The 13,477-nt window shown below is 71.7% G+C and carries 14 protein-coding genes; 3 read left to right on the top strand and 11 right to left on the bottom strand.

Going from position 1 to position 13,477, the window contains the following annotated elements; translation table 11 throughout:
* Positions 1 to 370 precede the first annotated feature (370 nt).
* From cbiE to ACSNOG_RS10425, 5 genes are all read right to left on the bottom strand, one after another.
* Positions 371 to 1,618 carry a precorrin-6y C5,15-methyltransferase (decarboxylating) subunit CbiE gene (cbiE, locus tag ACSNOG_RS10445; RefSeq protein WP_436752293.1) on the bottom strand — a complete coding sequence of 416 codons (1,248 nt, stop codon included), beginning with the start codon at positions 1,616 to 1,618 and terminating at the stop codon, positions 371 to 373.
* A 153-nt stretch (positions 1,619 to 1,771) separates the two neighbouring features.
* Positions 1,772 to 2,413, bottom strand: coding sequence for a GNAT family N-acetyltransferase (locus ACSNOG_RS10440; RefSeq protein ID WP_436752292.1), 642 nt, complete (start codon positions 2,411 to 2,413; stop codon positions 1,772 to 1,774).
* Between the two features lie 175 nt (positions 2,414 to 2,588).
* Positions 2,589 to 3,458 carry a MetQ/NlpA family ABC transporter substrate-binding protein gene (locus tag ACSNOG_RS10435; RefSeq protein WP_436752291.1) on the bottom strand — a complete coding sequence of 290 codons (870 nt, stop codon included), beginning with the start codon at positions 3,456 to 3,458 and terminating at the stop codon, positions 2,589 to 2,591.
* Between the two features lie 139 nt (positions 3,459 to 3,597).
* Positions 3,598 to 4,374 (bottom strand): methionine ABC transporter permease, encoded by a 777-nt coding sequence (locus ACSNOG_RS10430; protein WP_436752290.1) that lies wholly within the window; start codon positions 4,372 to 4,374, stop codon positions 3,598 to 3,600.
* A complete protein-coding gene (locus tag ACSNOG_RS10425) occupies positions 4,371 to 5,486 on the bottom strand; it encodes a methionine ABC transporter ATP-binding protein (RefSeq protein WP_436752289.1) in 1,116 nt (371 codons plus the stop codon). Before ACSNOG_RS10425 ends, ACSNOG_RS10430 begins: the two co-directional genes overlap by 4 nt.
* A gap of 578 nt (positions 5,487 to 6,064) precedes the next feature.
* On the opposite strand from ACSNOG_RS10425, the gene ACSNOG_RS10420 reads away from it, so the two are divergent.
* A complete protein-coding gene (locus ACSNOG_RS10420) occupies positions 6,065 to 6,424 on the top strand; it encodes a hypothetical protein (protein ID WP_436752299.1) in 360 nt (119 codons plus the stop codon).
* A complete protein-coding gene (locus tag ACSNOG_RS10415) occupies positions 6,421 to 6,855 on the top strand; it encodes a hypothetical protein (RefSeq protein WP_436752298.1) in 435 nt (144 codons plus the stop codon). The genes ACSNOG_RS10420 and ACSNOG_RS10415 overlap by 4 nt, the downstream gene beginning before the upstream one ends.
* On the opposite strand, the gene ACSNOG_RS10410 is transcribed toward ACSNOG_RS10415, so the two are convergent.
* From ACSNOG_RS10410 to ACSNOG_RS10400, 3 genes are all read right to left on the bottom strand, one after another.
* Positions 6,852 to 7,400 carry a GNAT family N-acetyltransferase gene (locus ACSNOG_RS10410; RefSeq protein ID WP_436752288.1) on the bottom strand — a complete coding sequence of 183 codons (549 nt, stop codon included), beginning with the start codon at positions 7,398 to 7,400 and terminating at the stop codon, positions 6,852 to 6,854. The two genes, ACSNOG_RS10415 and ACSNOG_RS10410, sit on opposite strands and share 4 nt — an antisense overlap.
* An 82-nt stretch (positions 7,401 to 7,482) precedes the next feature.
* The gene (locus tag ACSNOG_RS10405; protein ID WP_436752287.1) at positions 7,483 to 8,001 is read right to left on the bottom strand and encodes a sigma-70 family RNA polymerase sigma factor; all 519 of its coding nucleotides are present in this window, start codon (positions 7,999 to 8,001) and stop codon (positions 7,483 to 7,485) included.
* 85 nt (positions 8,002 to 8,086) lie between these two features.
* The gene (locus tag ACSNOG_RS10400; protein ID WP_436752286.1) at positions 8,087 to 9,268 is read right to left on the bottom strand and encodes a glycerophosphodiester phosphodiesterase; all 1,182 of its coding nucleotides are present in this window, start codon (positions 9,266 to 9,268) and stop codon (positions 8,087 to 8,089) included.
* A 233-nt stretch (positions 9,269 to 9,501) separates the two neighbouring features.
* Here ACSNOG_RS10400 and ACSNOG_RS10395 point away from each other — a divergent pair, with 233 nt between their 5' ends.
* A complete protein-coding gene (locus tag ACSNOG_RS10395) occupies positions 9,502 to 10,179 on the top strand; it encodes a lysophospholipid acyltransferase family protein (RefSeq protein ID WP_436752285.1) in 678 nt (225 codons plus the stop codon).
* A 21-nt stretch (positions 10,180 to 10,200) separates the two neighbouring features.
* Here the strand turns inward: ACSNOG_RS10395 and ACSNOG_RS10390 are convergent, their stop codons facing one another.
* The 3 genes from ACSNOG_RS10390 to ACSNOG_RS10380 form a co-directional block, all read right to left on the bottom strand.
* Complete coding sequence (locus ACSNOG_RS10390; protein ID WP_436752284.1) at positions 10,201 to 11,031, bottom strand: alpha/beta fold hydrolase; 831 nt, start codon at positions 11,029 to 11,031, stop codon at positions 10,201 to 10,203.
* A gap of 274 nt (positions 11,032 to 11,305) precedes the next feature.
* On the bottom strand, positions 11,306 to 12,829 hold the full coding sequence (locus ACSNOG_RS10385; RefSeq protein WP_436752297.1) for an MFS transporter: 1,524 nt from the start codon (positions 12,827 to 12,829) through the stop codon (positions 11,306 to 11,308).
* A gap of 23 nt (positions 12,830 to 12,852) precedes the next feature.
* Positions 12,853 to 13,419 carry a TetR/AcrR family transcriptional regulator gene (locus ACSNOG_RS10380; protein WP_168094556.1) on the bottom strand — a complete coding sequence of 189 codons (567 nt, stop codon included), beginning with the start codon at positions 13,417 to 13,419 and terminating at the stop codon, positions 12,853 to 12,855.
* Positions 13,420 to 13,477 lie beyond the last annotated feature (58 nt).

Below are 13,477 nucleotides of genomic sequence, written 5' to 3'. Positions count from 1 at the left end.
CTGCTGTCCGACGTCGCCGGGGAACTGGCCGGATACGCCTCCGACCTCGACGCCGACCCGCTGCGGCTGGCGTCCGTGGGGAACGGGTGGCCGGGCAGCGCGCCTGCGTTCTCCGGCTGTCCCTCGCCCGGGAACTGGCCGGTGTCGGTCATGCGTACCCCTCGCCCATCGGTAGTGCTCCTTCCAACCGCTCACGCCCATAGTCAAGAACGAGCGTCCGTGCCTCGCGGCACGTTGTACGTCGCCCGCCCCTACCTTGCCGTGCCCCCGCCAAAAGGAGGGTGCGTTCGGGACATTGACGACTGTGGTGTCGGACACCGAGGGGCGGTACAACGATCCGCCAGCCTACCCTCCGCCCGGCGGGCCGGGGTCACAGGTGGGTACGGCGTCCGCTCAGCAGGAAGGCGACGGACCGTTCGCGCTCGGCCCAGGCGGCGGGGTCCAGCTCCACGGCCTGGAGCAGGGCGCATTCGACGGCGTACCCGCCCTCGGCGAGGGCGCGGCCGACGGCCTCGGCCTCGTCGCGGGTGGCGGCGTGGGCGACGATGCGCTCGGGGCGGCGGGCGGCGCAGGCGGCGACGACGGGGGCGCCGCCGCCGCCGACGCGGACGACGTCGGGTTCGGGGAGGTCCTCCAGGACGTGGGGGGCGGCGCCGTGGACGACCTGGAGCTGGACGCCGTAGCGGCGGGCGACGGCCATGGTGCGGGCGCAGGCGTCGGCGTCGCGGTCGACGGCGATGACGGCGGCGCCGAAGCGGGCGGCCTCGACGGCGGCGGCGCCGCTGCCGGAGCCGATGTCCCAGACGAGGTCGCCGACGCGGGGGCCGAGGCGGGCGAGTTGGGCGGCGCGCAGTTCGGTGGCCTCGCCCTCGCCGAGGTCGCTGCCGTAGGCGTCGGCGGGCAGGGCCCAGCCGCGGACGGCCGGGGGGTAGCCGGGGTCGCGGCCCGCGATCCAGCCGCCGCCGGCGCGGGGGCGGGTGGCTCCCCAGCCGGGGACGGTGGCGGGCGCGGCGCCGGCTCCGCCGATGACGATGACGACGTTGGGGTCGCGCCAGTGGTGGTCGGGGGCCTTGTCGGAGGTGATGACGGTGACCTGTTCGCGCTCGCTGCCGAGCTCCTCGCAGATGACGAAGGTGCGGTGGACGTCGCCGAGGAGGAGGGCGAGTTCGGCGGGTCCGGCGCCGGGCGAGGTGAGGACGGCGACCTTGGTGTGGGCGCGGCAGACGTTGACGGCGCGGCGCAGGTCGCGGCTGTGGGCGACGACGATCTGGGCGTCGTCCCAGGGCATGCCGGCGCGGGCGAAGGCGGTGGCGACGGAGGAGACGGCGGGCACGACTTCGACCTCGAGGCCGTGCTGGGGGGCGCGCAGGGTGCGGACGACGCCGAAGAAGCCGGGGTCGCCGTCGGCGAGGACGACGGCGGAGCCGCGGTGGCCGGCGATGCGGCGGGCGGCGAGGTCGACGCTGCCGAGGCGGATGCGTTCGGCTGCGGGCGGGACTTCGGGCAGGTCCAGGTGGTGGGCGGCGCCGGCCACGAGGGTGGCGGCGGCCAGGGCGGAGCGGGCCGCGTCCGTGAGTGGTGAGCCGTCCCACCCGATCACCGTGACCCGGTCGGCCATCGTCGTCATTCTCCTGGGCTCGTCCGCGCGTCTGTCCGCGCGTGTGTCGGCGGGTCCGCCGGCGGCAGTGTCGTGGCTGGGGGCGGGGCAGGGTGAGCGTACCCCCTCATGGTCCGGACCTTCCCGGGTCCGGGGCCGGGAACCGGCGGGTGTTCAGGACCAGTCGCGGAAGGCCGCAGCGTAGCCGGGATCCCCCACGGGCTGCTCGCGCATTTCGTCGAGGTCTTCGGGGAGGAGGCTCCAGATGATCAGGTCGGTGCGCAGCTCGGTCCAGCCGCCGTCCGCGGTGCGGCCGCGTCCTATCCAGGCGTTGCGCAGCACGCCCTCGCTGATGCAGCCGATCTTCTGGGCGACCTGCTGGGAGGCGGTGTTGTCGGCGGCGGTGCGCAGCTCCAGGCGCTCGAACTTCTGGTCGCGGAAGAGCCACTCGGCGACGGCGAGCACCGATTCGCAGGCGTAGCCCTCGCCGCGGGCCCAGGGGGCGACGACGTAGCCGACCTCGGCGGACAGGGCCCGCCAGTCGGTGTGGTGGAGGTGGACGCAGCCGACGAGGCGGTGGGTGAGGAACTCGGTGACCGCAAAGACGATTCCGCGCCCCTCGGTGCGCTCGGCAGGGGCCTCGCGCAGCGCCCAGTCACGGGCGTGGGCGGTGGTGTAGGGGTGGGGCACCGTGGTCCATGCGGTGACGAGTTCGTCGCTCATCATCTCCGCGAGCGCGGGCACGTCCTCGGCTTCGAAGGGGCGCAGCACGAGCCGGTCCGTACTGATGGAGATGTCCGGGAAGGTGGATGTCATGTGCTGCTCCAACGCCGGGGAAGTGGGCTCGGGACGGGGGCGCTCCGGGCCTGAGTGCACCAGCATGCAGCATCGATGCGTGCGTGCGCCAAGCGCGTCGGCCCCGCGCACGCCGAGGGGTGCGCGGGGCCTGGGGCCACAGGGGCGGCTGTGGTTACGGAAGCGACAGCTGGGGTCAGCCCTTCGCCGCGCCGAAGGCGGGGAGGACGGCACCGTTGCTGAACTTCTGCTCGATGAACTTCTTCACCTCGTCGGAGTTGAGGAGCTTCGCGAGCTTCTGGACGCGCGGGTCGTCCTCGTTGCCCTTCTTCACGGCGAGGAAGTTGGCGTAGGGGTTGCCGTCGGCCTTCTCCAGGGCGATGGCGTCCTTGGCCGGGTTGAGCTTGTGCCCGATGGCGAAGTTGCCGTTGATGACGGCGGCGTCGACGTCGGCGAGGCGCGTGGGGATCTGGGCGGCCTCGAGCTCGGTGAACTTGATGCCCTTGTCGTCCTTGATGTCCGAGAGTTTGGCCTCGGCGCCGACGCCGTCCTTGAGGACGATGACGCCGTTGTCGGCCAGCAGCTTCAGGGCGCGGCCCTCGTTGGTGGCGTCGTTGGGCACCGCGATGGTGGCGCCGCTGCCGAGGTCGCCGGCCTTCTTTACCTTTTCGGAGTACAGGCCGAGCGGCTCGATCTCGACGTTGACGACCGGGACGATGTCGGTCTTCTGCTTCTTGTTGAAGTCGTCGAGGTACGGCTTGTGCTGGAAGAAGTTGGCGTCGACCTCGCCGTTCTGCGTGGCGGTGTTCGGGAGGACGTAGTCGTTGAACTCCTTCACCTCCAGCTTCAGGCCGGCCTTCTCCGCGAGGTTGTCGCGGACGAAGTTGAGGATGTCGCCGTGCGGGGTCGGGCTGGCGGCGACGACGAGCTTGGCGGCCGGGTCGGCGTCCTTGCCCTTCTTCGAGCTGCTGGTGGAGGTGTCGGACGGAGCGCTGCACGCACTCAGGCCGAGGGTGAGTGCGGCGGCTGCCGCGACGGCGGCGGTGAGCTTGACGGTGGTACGCACGAAGAGTGCCCCTCTTTCTGGTTTTCCTGGGTTCACGAGGTGTTGCGCCCGGCAAAGGGTCCGGGCTCGTGGATCTGCGGTGAGGGGCGAAATGCCCCTCGTGCCAGGCCTGATCAGCTCCGATCAGGAAGTCTTGCGGTCAGGAGGCCTTGGCGGACTCCGGTGCCTCGGCCTGCGCCGGGACGGTCGCCACGGGCTTGGGCGCCACGCGCGCGGGGGCCCACAGGCGGCGCAGCCCCACGGGGGCCGCCTGCCGTCCGCCGCGCCGGGCGAGGGCCCGTACGGCGAGGTCTCCGGCGAGCTGGACGACGGTGACGATGACGATGAGCAGCACGATGGTGATGTTCATCAGGCCGGTCTCGGAGCGCTGGTAGCCGTAGACGATGGCCAGGTTGCCGAGGCCGCCGCCGCCGACCGCGCCGGCCATCGCGGAGTAGCCGATGAGGGCGATGACGGTCGTGGTCAGGCCCGCGATGACCGAGGGCAGGGCCTGCGGGAGCAGCACCTTGAAGATCACGGTCCAGGTGCCGCCGCCCATGGACTGGACGGCCTCGACGAGGCCGTGGTCGACCTCGCGGAGCGCGGTCTCCACCAGCCGGGCGAAGAACGGGATCGCGCCGATGGCCAGGGCCACCACGGCCGCGCTGGGCCCGATGGAGGTGCCGACCACGAAGCGGCTGAAGGGGATCAGCCACACCATGAGAACGATGAAGGGCAGCGAGCGGCCGAGGTTGACGACCACGCCGACGGCCTTGTTGACCACGACGTTCTGCAGGAGGCCGCCGCGGTCGGTCAGGACGAGCAGGATGCCGAGCGGCAGTCCGCCGAGGACCGTGTAGACGGTGGACCACCACACCATGAAGAGGGTGTCCAGACAGGCGTTGTGCAGCAGGGGCTGCATCTCGGTCCAGGTCACTTGGCACCATCCTTCAGGAGCGCACCGGCGGGGACGGCACTTTCATCGGTCCGCACGTCGGCCACGTCCACCTGGAGCCCCTGCTCGCGCAGGAAGCCGATCGGGACGACGTTCTCCTCGAAGCGGCCGGGCAGCTCGATGCGCATCCGGCCGACCTGCTTGCCGCAGACGGTGTCCATCGCGGCGCCCAGGATCGAGATGTCGATGTTGTACGTACGGGAGAGCTGGGAGATGACCGGCTGGGTCGCGGCGTCGCCGTGGAAGGTGACGTCCACGACGGTGGTGTCCGGGCCGGACGGCTCGCCGCCGACCGGGAACAGCTCGGCCGCGAGCTCGGAGCCGGGGGTGGCGAGGAGTTCGGAGACGGTGCCGGACTCCACGACGCGGCCGCCCTTCATCAGGGCCGCGGAGTCGCAGATGGTCTTGACGACCTCCATCTCGTGGGTGATGAGGAGGACGGTCAGGCCGAGCTGCTGGTTGAGGTCGCGCAGCAGCTGCAGGATGGAGCGGGTGGTCTCGGGGTCGAGCGCGGACGTCGACTCGTCGGAGAGCAGCACCTTGGGGTCGCCGGCCAGGGCGCGGGCGATGCCGACGCGCTGCTTCTGGCCGCCGGAGAGCTGGCCGGGGTAGGCCTTGGCCTTGTCGGCGAGGCCGACGAGGTCGAGGAGTTCGAGGGCCTTGCGCTCGCGCTCCTTGCCGGAGACGCCGAGGATCTCCAGCGGCAGCTCGATGTTGGACTGCACGGTCCGCGAGGACAGCAGGTTGAAGTGCTGGAAGACCATGCCGATGCGGCTGCGCGCCTTGCGCAGCTCGGCCCCGGCGCGGTTGCCGCGCCCGGCGAGGGCGGTCAGGTCCTGGCCCGCCACCGTGACCGTGCCGGAGCTCGGGCGCTCCAGGAGGTTGACGCAGCGGATCAGGGTCGATTTGCCGGCGCCGCTCTGACCGACGACGCCGTACACCTCGCCCTCCCGCACGTGGAGGTCGACGCCGTCGAGGGCGGTGACCTCGCGGCCGCGTGAGCGGTAGACCTTTGTCAGGCCCTTGGTGGTGATCACAGGGGATTCCGTCACTGTCGAGTGCGCGGCGGTGAGGGCGCCGGCACGGGCATTCATTGCGGAGCGCGGCATAGGTGGCCCGGCGTGCGCGAAGGCGCGGCTTCGGGGTCCTGGTGACGCGGGGCGGAGGATCCGGTCCGGTCCCGGAAGGGGACGCGTGACGCGGGCTCTACGGGTCTCGCTTCGGGGCGCGAGGCACGGAACGGGGGCCCTCAGCGGTCACACATTCGACACATGCGACGAGCAGCGCCGGGCGTCGTCATCGCCTCGGTCGCAAAGCTGCGGCTGCTCGTCGTGGTCATGCGGGAAAGTAAAACAGACGCACGTGCGAGTCGGCCAAGCCTGTCCGAATAGCGGACATGGATGGCCGGTCCGTGGACATGGCCCGGCCCCTGCAAGTGATCTTCCAGGCCCTCGGAACCCGCCCACGACCTGCGCGGACACCGGCCGCGGCCCCCGTCCGCCCGCCGCTCGCCCAGGGCGCCCGGAGGCGCCGTGTGGTCAAGGCCACGGGCTGGTGGGGCCCGGCGCGGAGGCGCGCGCGGGGCCGGGCGCGGGGCATTTAGGGCAGACCATTAAAGTCGTCCCATGCTTGTCCAGCCCCCTCCGCACGCGCCCGCAGCCCGGTGGCCACGGTGATCGGCGCGCTGACGCTCGCGGTCGGACTGACCGCCCTCGCGCTGGCCGCCTGGTGCGGCATCGCCTTCTCCCGCGACCAGTCCACCAAGGACTGGCACTTCATCGGCATGGCCGTGGTGAGCGTGCTCGCGGTCGCCCAGCTCGTGATCGGCGTCGTGAAGCTGGCCGGGGGCGGCGAGCCCGAGCAGGGCACCGCCATCTTCCTGGCCTACCTGATCGGATCGGCGGCGGCCGTCCCCGCCGCGGGCTTCATGTCGCTCGCGGAGCGGACCCGCTGGGGCTCGGCCACCGTGGCGGCGGGCGCCGTGATCCTGGCCGTGCTCGAAGTGCGGCTGTACGACATCTGGGGAGGCTGACCGTGACCGAACCGACCACCCCCGCCAAGGCGGGCTTCAACCTCGGCGAGGGCCCGGGACGGCTGCTGGTGTGGCTCTACGGCGTCTTCACCGTCGCCGCGGCCTCCCGCTCGATCGTCCAGATGATCCTGGACTTCGGCCGCGCCCCGCTCGCCTACGTGCTGTCGGCGATCGCCGCGGTCGTGTACGCCTTCATCACGTACTCGCTGGTCCGCGGCGGCCCCACGGCCCGCCGGGCGGCGCTCGTGTGCTGCGCCGCCGAGCTGGCCGGCGTCCTCGTCGTCGGCACGTGGACGCTCGCCGCGCCGTCGGCCTTCCCCGACGCCACGGTCTGGTCGGACTACGGCATGGGCTACCTCTTCATCCCGGTGATCCTGCCCGTCACCGCGATGGTGTGGCTGCGCCGGGCGGCGCGGCCGCAGGCCGGCTAGCGGCTCGTCGCGAGCGCCGCCCCGGCGGCGTCCTCGCGGTCGCCCGACGGCGCCGCCCGCTCCGGCTCCCTCTCCGACTCCTTCTCCAGCGTCACCAGCGTGAGCTTGCGCGTGACCTGCTCGGTGGCGACCTGCGCGTACCCCCACTTGCGGTACAGCCGCAGGTTCCCCTCGTTGCGGTGGCCGGTGGCCAGGCGGTAGCGGGTGGCCCCCTCCTCCGCCAGGCGGGCCTCGACCGCGGCGAGCAGCCGGCCGCCCAGACCGTGCCGCTGCATCCGGGGGTGGACGATCATCCCGGAGATCACCGCCGTGCCCCCGGGGCCGGCCGCGCCGCGCACCGAGCCCACGACCTCGTCCCCGAGCCGGGCCACCAGGACGCAGCCCGCTCCCAGTTCGGCGCGCAGCTCGGCGAGGGTCTGGGTGAGCGGCGCGATGGAGTAGTCGCCGTAGAGCTCGGCCTCGCCCTGGTAGCAGAGGTACTGCAGTTTCAGGATCTGTTCGGCGTCGAGATCGGTCGCCGCAGAGATGGTCACGCTCATGCCCATGTGCCCACGCCTCCCCTTTTCGGTTCGGTCCGCCCTGACAGGAGCCGTCGTGGGTGCACGTCGCCTCCGTGGCGCCGGTTGTCTATCGCTCCTTTCCCCAGGGTTCAGGAGCGGCAACCTCCGCCGTCAGCATTCTGCGCAGGCATCCCAGGCAACGGGAACGTACCGGCCCCAAAGATCCTTGTGACATTCCCAACTCGCCTGCGATTTCGCGGTAGGTCGGATCCTTCCGGGAGAGGAGGGCCGCCAGCAGCCGGGGGCACCGGCCGGGCAGCCGGCGCACCGCGGCGCGCAGCGCCCGGCCCTCCTCGGCGGCGAGCACCTGCTGTTCGACACCCGCGTCGTGGCCGCCCGGCGGCTCGCAGTGGGTGGGGTCGTAGAGCACCTCGCGCCGCGCGCGGCGGCGCGCGGCGCGGGCCTCGGCCCTGACGGTCGCCCGCAGCCGGGCGGCCGAGACGATGGTGCGGCTGTCACTGAGCAGCCGCACCCAGACGCCCTGTTCGAGGTCGGCGGCGTCGGTCCCGGCGACCGCGGCCGCCTCGGCGGCGCACTCCGCTTTGAGCAGGGGGCTCAGCCGAGTCAGGAGATCGCTCTGCGTCATGCGGTGCGGGACGTACGGCCGGCTCGCACCGGTTGCCCCCGCCAGGCGTTATCACCCGTCCGGGTGGCGGACGGGCCCCGGCGGGTCAGCCCTTCAAGAACGCCTTGCGAGCGAGGTCCGCGGTGTCGCAGTTGTCCGAGAAGATGCCGTCGATCCCGGTCGCGAAGTACGTCTTGAACGCCGCGAGCGCGTCGCCGTAGCCGTTGGGGTCGGTGCCCCGGCGGAAGTCCGCCGGCAGGAAGCTGTTCTCGTTGCGCATGGTGTACGGGTGCAGGATCAGCCCGGCGGCGTGCGCGTCGCGCACCAGCGTGGTGGGCTTGGTCAGCTTGTCGTTCTTGTCCCGCGGGATGATCAGGTTCAGCCACGGGCCGATGCCCTGGGCGAAGCCGGAGACCCACTTCAGGCCCTTGGGCGTGATCAGGTCGGCGACGGTCCGCGGGTCCTTGGCCTCGACGAAGTCCCACGGCTGCGTCGTGAGGTCGTCCAGCAGGAGCACCTTCGGGCAGTCGACGCCCAGCCGGTTCAGCCGCTGCAGGCTGCTCGGCTCGAAGGACTGCAGGAAGGTGTGCGCGTTGCGACCCGAGCGGTTGTAGCGGCGCAGCAGCTTGGCGAGCCGCTCCTCCAGGCCGAGGCCGGCCTTGCGGAAGTAGGTGGGGTGCTTGGTCTCGATGTGCAGCCATATGCGCTTGCCGCGCTTGCGGCCCTGCTCGTCGGCCCACTTCAGGACCTCTTCGAAGGTGGGCACCTGCCAGACGCCGTCGTAGAGGGTGTTGTGCTGCCGGGTGCCGGGGATGCGCTCCTTGGCGCGCAGCGTCTTGAGCTCCGCGAGCGTGAAGTCCTCGGTGAACCAGCCGGTGTGGGCCTCGCCGTCGACGGTCTTCGTCGTCTTGCGGGAGGCGAACTCCGGGCGGGAGGCGACGTCGGTGGTGCCGGTGATGTCGTTCTCGTGACGGCACACGAGGTGCCCGTCCTTGGTGGGGACGAGGTCCTGCTCGATGACGTCCGCGCCGTTGTCGAGGGCGAACTGGTAGGAGCCGAGGGTGTGCTCGGGCCGGTAGCCGCTGCCGCCGCGGTGGCCGATGACGGTCGGCTTCGGCAGGTCCTTGTACGAGCCGCCGGCGCCGCCTGCGTGGGCGCGCTCCGCGGTCTGCCCGCGCTGCGCGGCGAAGGCGGTGCCCGCTCCGCCGCCGAGGACGGCCGCTCCCGCGCCGAGGGCCGCCGCGGCCCCCAGAAGGGTGCGCCTGCCGGGCCGCTGCTCCTGATCCATGAACGCTCCTTGCTTTCGCGTCCCGGCGCCTCTGCGGCACCCGTCGGACGCGCCGATCGTAAACATGTACGACTTCCGTCTGTGAAGACGAAGGTCAAACGGCGTGCAAACTCCCGTCAACACTCCGTATCGCGTCCCCCTACCCGGGGTGCGCAAGGGCCATACCGGCGAGTATGGTCACTCCCCTGCGCAGGCGTGCGCCGCACCCGACCATCACGACCGGAGGCCCTCCGTTGTCCCGCATCTTGCTCAAGGCGTTCCTCGGATTGCTCATGCGCGTCCTGTACCGCCCCAAGGTGGAGGGCACGGAGCACATCCCCGGCAGCGGGCCGGTCATCCTGGCGGGCAGCCACGTGACGTTCGTCGACTCGCTGTTCCTCGCGCTGGTCGTCAAGCGGCAGGTCTTCTTCATCGGCAAGGACGAGTACGTCACGGGCAAGGGGATCAAGGGCCGGCTCATGGCCTGGTTCTTCCGCAGCTCCGGCATGATCCCGGTGGACCGCGACGGCGGCCGCGGCGGTGTCGCGGCGCTGATGACCGGCCGCCGCGTCCTCGACGAGGGCAAGGTCTTCGGCATCTACCCCGAGGGCACCCGCTCCCCCGACGGCCGCCTCTACCGCGGCCGCACCGGCATCGCCCGCCTCGCGCTGATGACGGGCGCGCCGGTGGTGCCGTTCGCGATGGTCGGCATGGACAAGGTCCAGCCGGGCGGCAAGGGCATGCTGCACCTCGCCCCGGTGACCGTGCGCTTCGGCGAGCCGCTGGACTTCTCCCGCTACGAGGGCATGGACCGCGACCGCTACATCCTGCGCGCCGTCACCGACGAGGTGATGAGCGAGGTCATGAGCCTGTCGGGCCAGGAGTACGTGGACGTCTACGCGACCAAGGCCCGGGAGACCAAGGCCGCCTGACGTCCCGTCACCTGGTGGCGGCTAGCCCAGGCCGATGCACTGGGGGTGGAAGGCCGGGTCGGCCGGACCCTTGCGCCCCAGCGCGTTGAGGACCCACTGGGCGACGACCGGGTCCTTGGTGGCCTGGTCGTGCATGAAGAAGTCGAGCTTGCACTTGTCCTGCAGCAGAACGTTGGTGACGCGCTCGGCCGGGCCGCTGAGCAGCGCGCTGGTGTAGGGGATGACGACCTCGTCGTAGCGCGTGGTGATGACGGTGTAGTCGGGGCCGGCGGGCGTCTCCTCGCCCTCGTTGAGCTTCTTCATGAAGTCCGAGCCCCAGCGCTGGTCGCTGCAGGACGGGCAGAACGTCCAGCCGGCGGGGATGGCCAGGGGGTTCTTCGTGCCGTGGTTGGACGGGACGATGCCCACGAGGTCGTCGACCTTGTCCGCGCCGCCCAGGAACTTCACGTAGTAGCGCGGCATCATGCCGCCCTGGCTGTGGCCGACGAGGTCGACCTTCTTCGCGCCCGTCGCGCCCCGCACGGCCTCCACGAAGTCCCGCAGCTCCTCGGCCGCCTGCGGGATGGCGACGGTCTCCATGTTCCCGTAGTTGAAGGCGAAGACGCAGTAGCCCGCCTCCTTCAGCTTCGGGGAGAGCGCGGACCAGTTCTCGCCCATGAGCTTGAAGGTGCCGTTGACCAGCACGACGGGCTCGGGGTGGGCCGAATCCGGCTTGCAGGACCAGTCGTTGGCGCCCTTCGGCGGGATGTCGAGGACGGAGGCGGAGGCCGGGGAGGCGGCGAGACCGGTGAGGCCGAGGGCCGCGGTGGCCGCGGCGGCGAGCAGCAGTCTGACCGTTCTGCGGAGGCGCATGAGGGGGGTTTCCTTTGGCAACGGGACGGCGAAGAACCGCCGTGGGAACCGAACCGCGTTCGACAATGTCGACCAGTGGTCGTGATCGTTGCCCGGGCGTAAGCGTTGCGTCAAGAGGATGTGTTTCCGGCATATGTCACACGGGCCGGGGCTTGCCGCCCCGGCCCGTGTGCGCTTTGCTCATGTGAGCCATGCCCGGCTCACTCCGGCGAGCAAGGCTCCGTTTGCCGTACCCGCCTTGCCGTACCCGGCCTTGTCGTACCCGCGCGACGGCTCAGCCGCCGTACCCCTCCTCCAGCTTCTGGCCGCGCAGCAGGAACCACGCGGCCACGGCCGTGGCCAGCAGCACCACCGCACCGACGCCCGAGGCGATCCGCAGCCCCTCGACGAAGGAGTCCTGCGCGGAGGCGAGCAGGCTCGTGGCCTGCCCGGACGGCAGCGCGGAGGACGCCTCCACGGCCCCGCCGAGGGATTCCTGCGCCTGTGCGGCGGTCGCCTCCGGCACGCCCGCGGGGACGGCGAAGTCACGGTAGACGCCGGTGACGATCGAGCCGAGCAGCGCGATGCCGAGGGCGGCGCCGAGCTCGTAGGCCGTCTCCGAGACCGCCGAGGCGGCACCCGCCTGCTCCTTGGGCACGCTGGAGAGGATCACGTCGGCGGTGACGGTGAAGGAGAAGCCCGCACCCACGCCCACGACCAGCAGCGTCGCGCCGAGCACCGGGTAGGACGTGTCGGACGAGAGCCCGACGAGGACCGCGAGGGCGACGCCGATGGCCGCGAGCCCGCCGGTCACCACCGACCGCACCGAGAACCGCCGCGCGGCCCGTCCCGCGAGCAGCCCTGCGGTGACCGCGCCGATCGCGGCCGGCAGCTCGGCCAGACCCGCCTCCAGGGGGCTGCGCCCCTGGACGAGCTGGAGGAACTGCGACAGGAAGAAGACCATGCCGGACAGGCCGAGGACGGTCAGCAGGTCGGCCAGCACCGCGCCCGAGAAGCCCCGGTGATGGAACAGGCGCATGTTCAGCAGCGGCGAGGACAGCGTGAGCTGCCGGCGCACGAACCACACCAGCGCGAGCGCGCCCACGGCGGCCGCCACGGCGACCTCCCAGCGCAGGCCGTGCGTCGCGCCCTCCTTGATCGCGTAGACGACGGCGATGACGCCGGTCATCGACAGCACCACGCTGAGCAGGTCCCACGGACCCGGCGAGGGGTCGCGCGACTCGGGCAGCAGCTTGGCACCGACGAGCACCAGCACGGCCATCACCGGCAGGTTGATCAGGAAGACCGAACCCCACCAGAAGTGCCCCAGCAGGAAGCCGCCCACCACCGGGCCGACGGCGGCACCGGCGGAGGCCATGGCACCCCAGATGCCGATGGCCAGGCTGCGCTCCTTGGGGTCGTGGAAGATGTTGCGGATGAGCGCGAGCGTGGACGGCATCAGCGTCGCGCCCGCGACGCCCAGCAGGGCCCGGGCGGCGATCATCATCTCGGGCGAGGTCGCGTAGGCGTTCAGCACCGACACCCCGCCGAACGCCACGGCGCCGCACAGCAGGAGCTTCTTGCGGCCGATGCGGTCGCCGAGGCTGCCCATGGAGACCAGGAGTCCGGCGATGACGAACGAGTAGACGTCGCCGATCCACAGCAGCTGGGTGCCCGACGGCTGCAGGTCCTCGCTGAGGAAGGGCGTGGCCAGGCCGAGGACGGTGGCGTCGACGGCCACGAGGAGCACGGCCAGGGCGAGGACGGCGAGGGCGAGCCAGCGCCCGGGACGGGGGGTCTCGGCGGGGGCCGCGAGCATCTGCGGGCCGCCGGCGGTTCCGGTCACCGTTTCATCCTCCGCTCCGTGCCGGTCCTTCGCTCGGCGCCGCCGAGCAGCAGCTCGGCGACCATCCGGGGCATGTCCTTGGCGGCCACGCGCCGGTCCTGCACGGCCCAGGCGCCGGTGCCGATCAGCCCGTAGAGGGCCTCGGTGAGCCAGGCGGGGGTGAGGTCGAGCCGGAAGGCGCCCTCTTCCTGCCCGCGGCGGAAGAGCTCCTGGACGCGGGCGTCGAGGCGGTTCCAGCCCTCGTTGGTGCCGTTCTCGTAGAGCTGGTTCTCGGTGAAGAGGAAGGCGAGCATCCCGGCGACGGGCTCGGCCTCGTCGATCAGGCGGCGCACGGCGCCGGCCGCGTCGCCCTCCTCGATCCGGGCGGCGTCCAGGGCCTGCCCGAACTGCTGGATGCCGAGGTCCTCCAGGGCGCGGACGAGCGCGTCGCGCCCCGCGAAGTGGCGGTGGAGGGTGGCGCGACCGATCCCGGCGGCCTTGGCGATCTCGTCCATGGAGGCGGTCGCCCTGCGGGTGAGCAGGGCGGCGGCCTCCCTCAGCACATGGTCTCGGTCAACACTCATGAGACGACGATAACCCGTATGAGACGCAAATGTCTCATACGGGTGGCCGTCGTCTCAC

It is taken from the genome of Streptomyces sp. URMC 124 (assembly GCF_051386455.1).
Taxonomy (GTDB): Bacteria; Actinomycetota; Actinomycetes; order Streptomycetales; family Streptomycetaceae; genus Streptomyces.
This window is presented reverse-complemented; position numbering and strand designations above follow the sequence as displayed.

Bases quoted from the DNA above. Each gene is read 5' to 3' on its own strand.
- cbiE (WP_436752293.1), bottom strand. From the start codon at position 1,618: ATGGCCGACCGGGTCACGGTGATCGGGTGGGACGGCTCACCACTCACG.
- ACSNOG_RS10440 (WP_436752292.1), bottom strand. From the start codon at position 2,413: ATGACATCCACCTTCCCGGACATCTCCATCAGTACGGACCGGCTCGTG.
- ACSNOG_RS10425 (WP_436752289.1), bottom strand. From the start codon at position 5,486: ATGAATGCCCGTGCCGGCGCCCTCACCGCCGCGCACTCGACAGTGACG.
- ACSNOG_RS10410 (WP_436752288.1), bottom strand. From the start codon at position 7,400: ATGGGCATGAGCGTGACCATCTCTGCGGCGACCGATCTCGACGCCGAA.
- ACSNOG_RS10405 (WP_436752287.1), bottom strand. From the start codon at position 8,001: ATGACGCAGAGCGATCTCCTGACTCGGCTGAGCCCCCTGCTCAAAGCG.
- ACSNOG_RS10400 (WP_436752286.1), bottom strand. From the start codon at position 9,268: ATGGATCAGGAGCAGCGGCCCGGCAGGCGCACCCTTCTGGGGGCCGCG.
- ACSNOG_RS10390 (WP_436752284.1), bottom strand. From the start codon at position 11,031: ATGCGCCTCCGCAGAACGGTCAGACTGCTGCTCGCCGCCGCGGCCACC.
- ACSNOG_RS10385 (WP_436752297.1), bottom strand. From the start codon at position 12,829: ATGCTCGCGGCCCCCGCCGAGACCCCCCGTCCCGGGCGCTGGCTCGCC.
- ACSNOG_RS10380 (WP_168094556.1), bottom strand. From the start codon at position 13,419: ATGAGTGTTGACCGAGACCATGTGCTGAGGGAGGCCGCCGCCCTGCTC.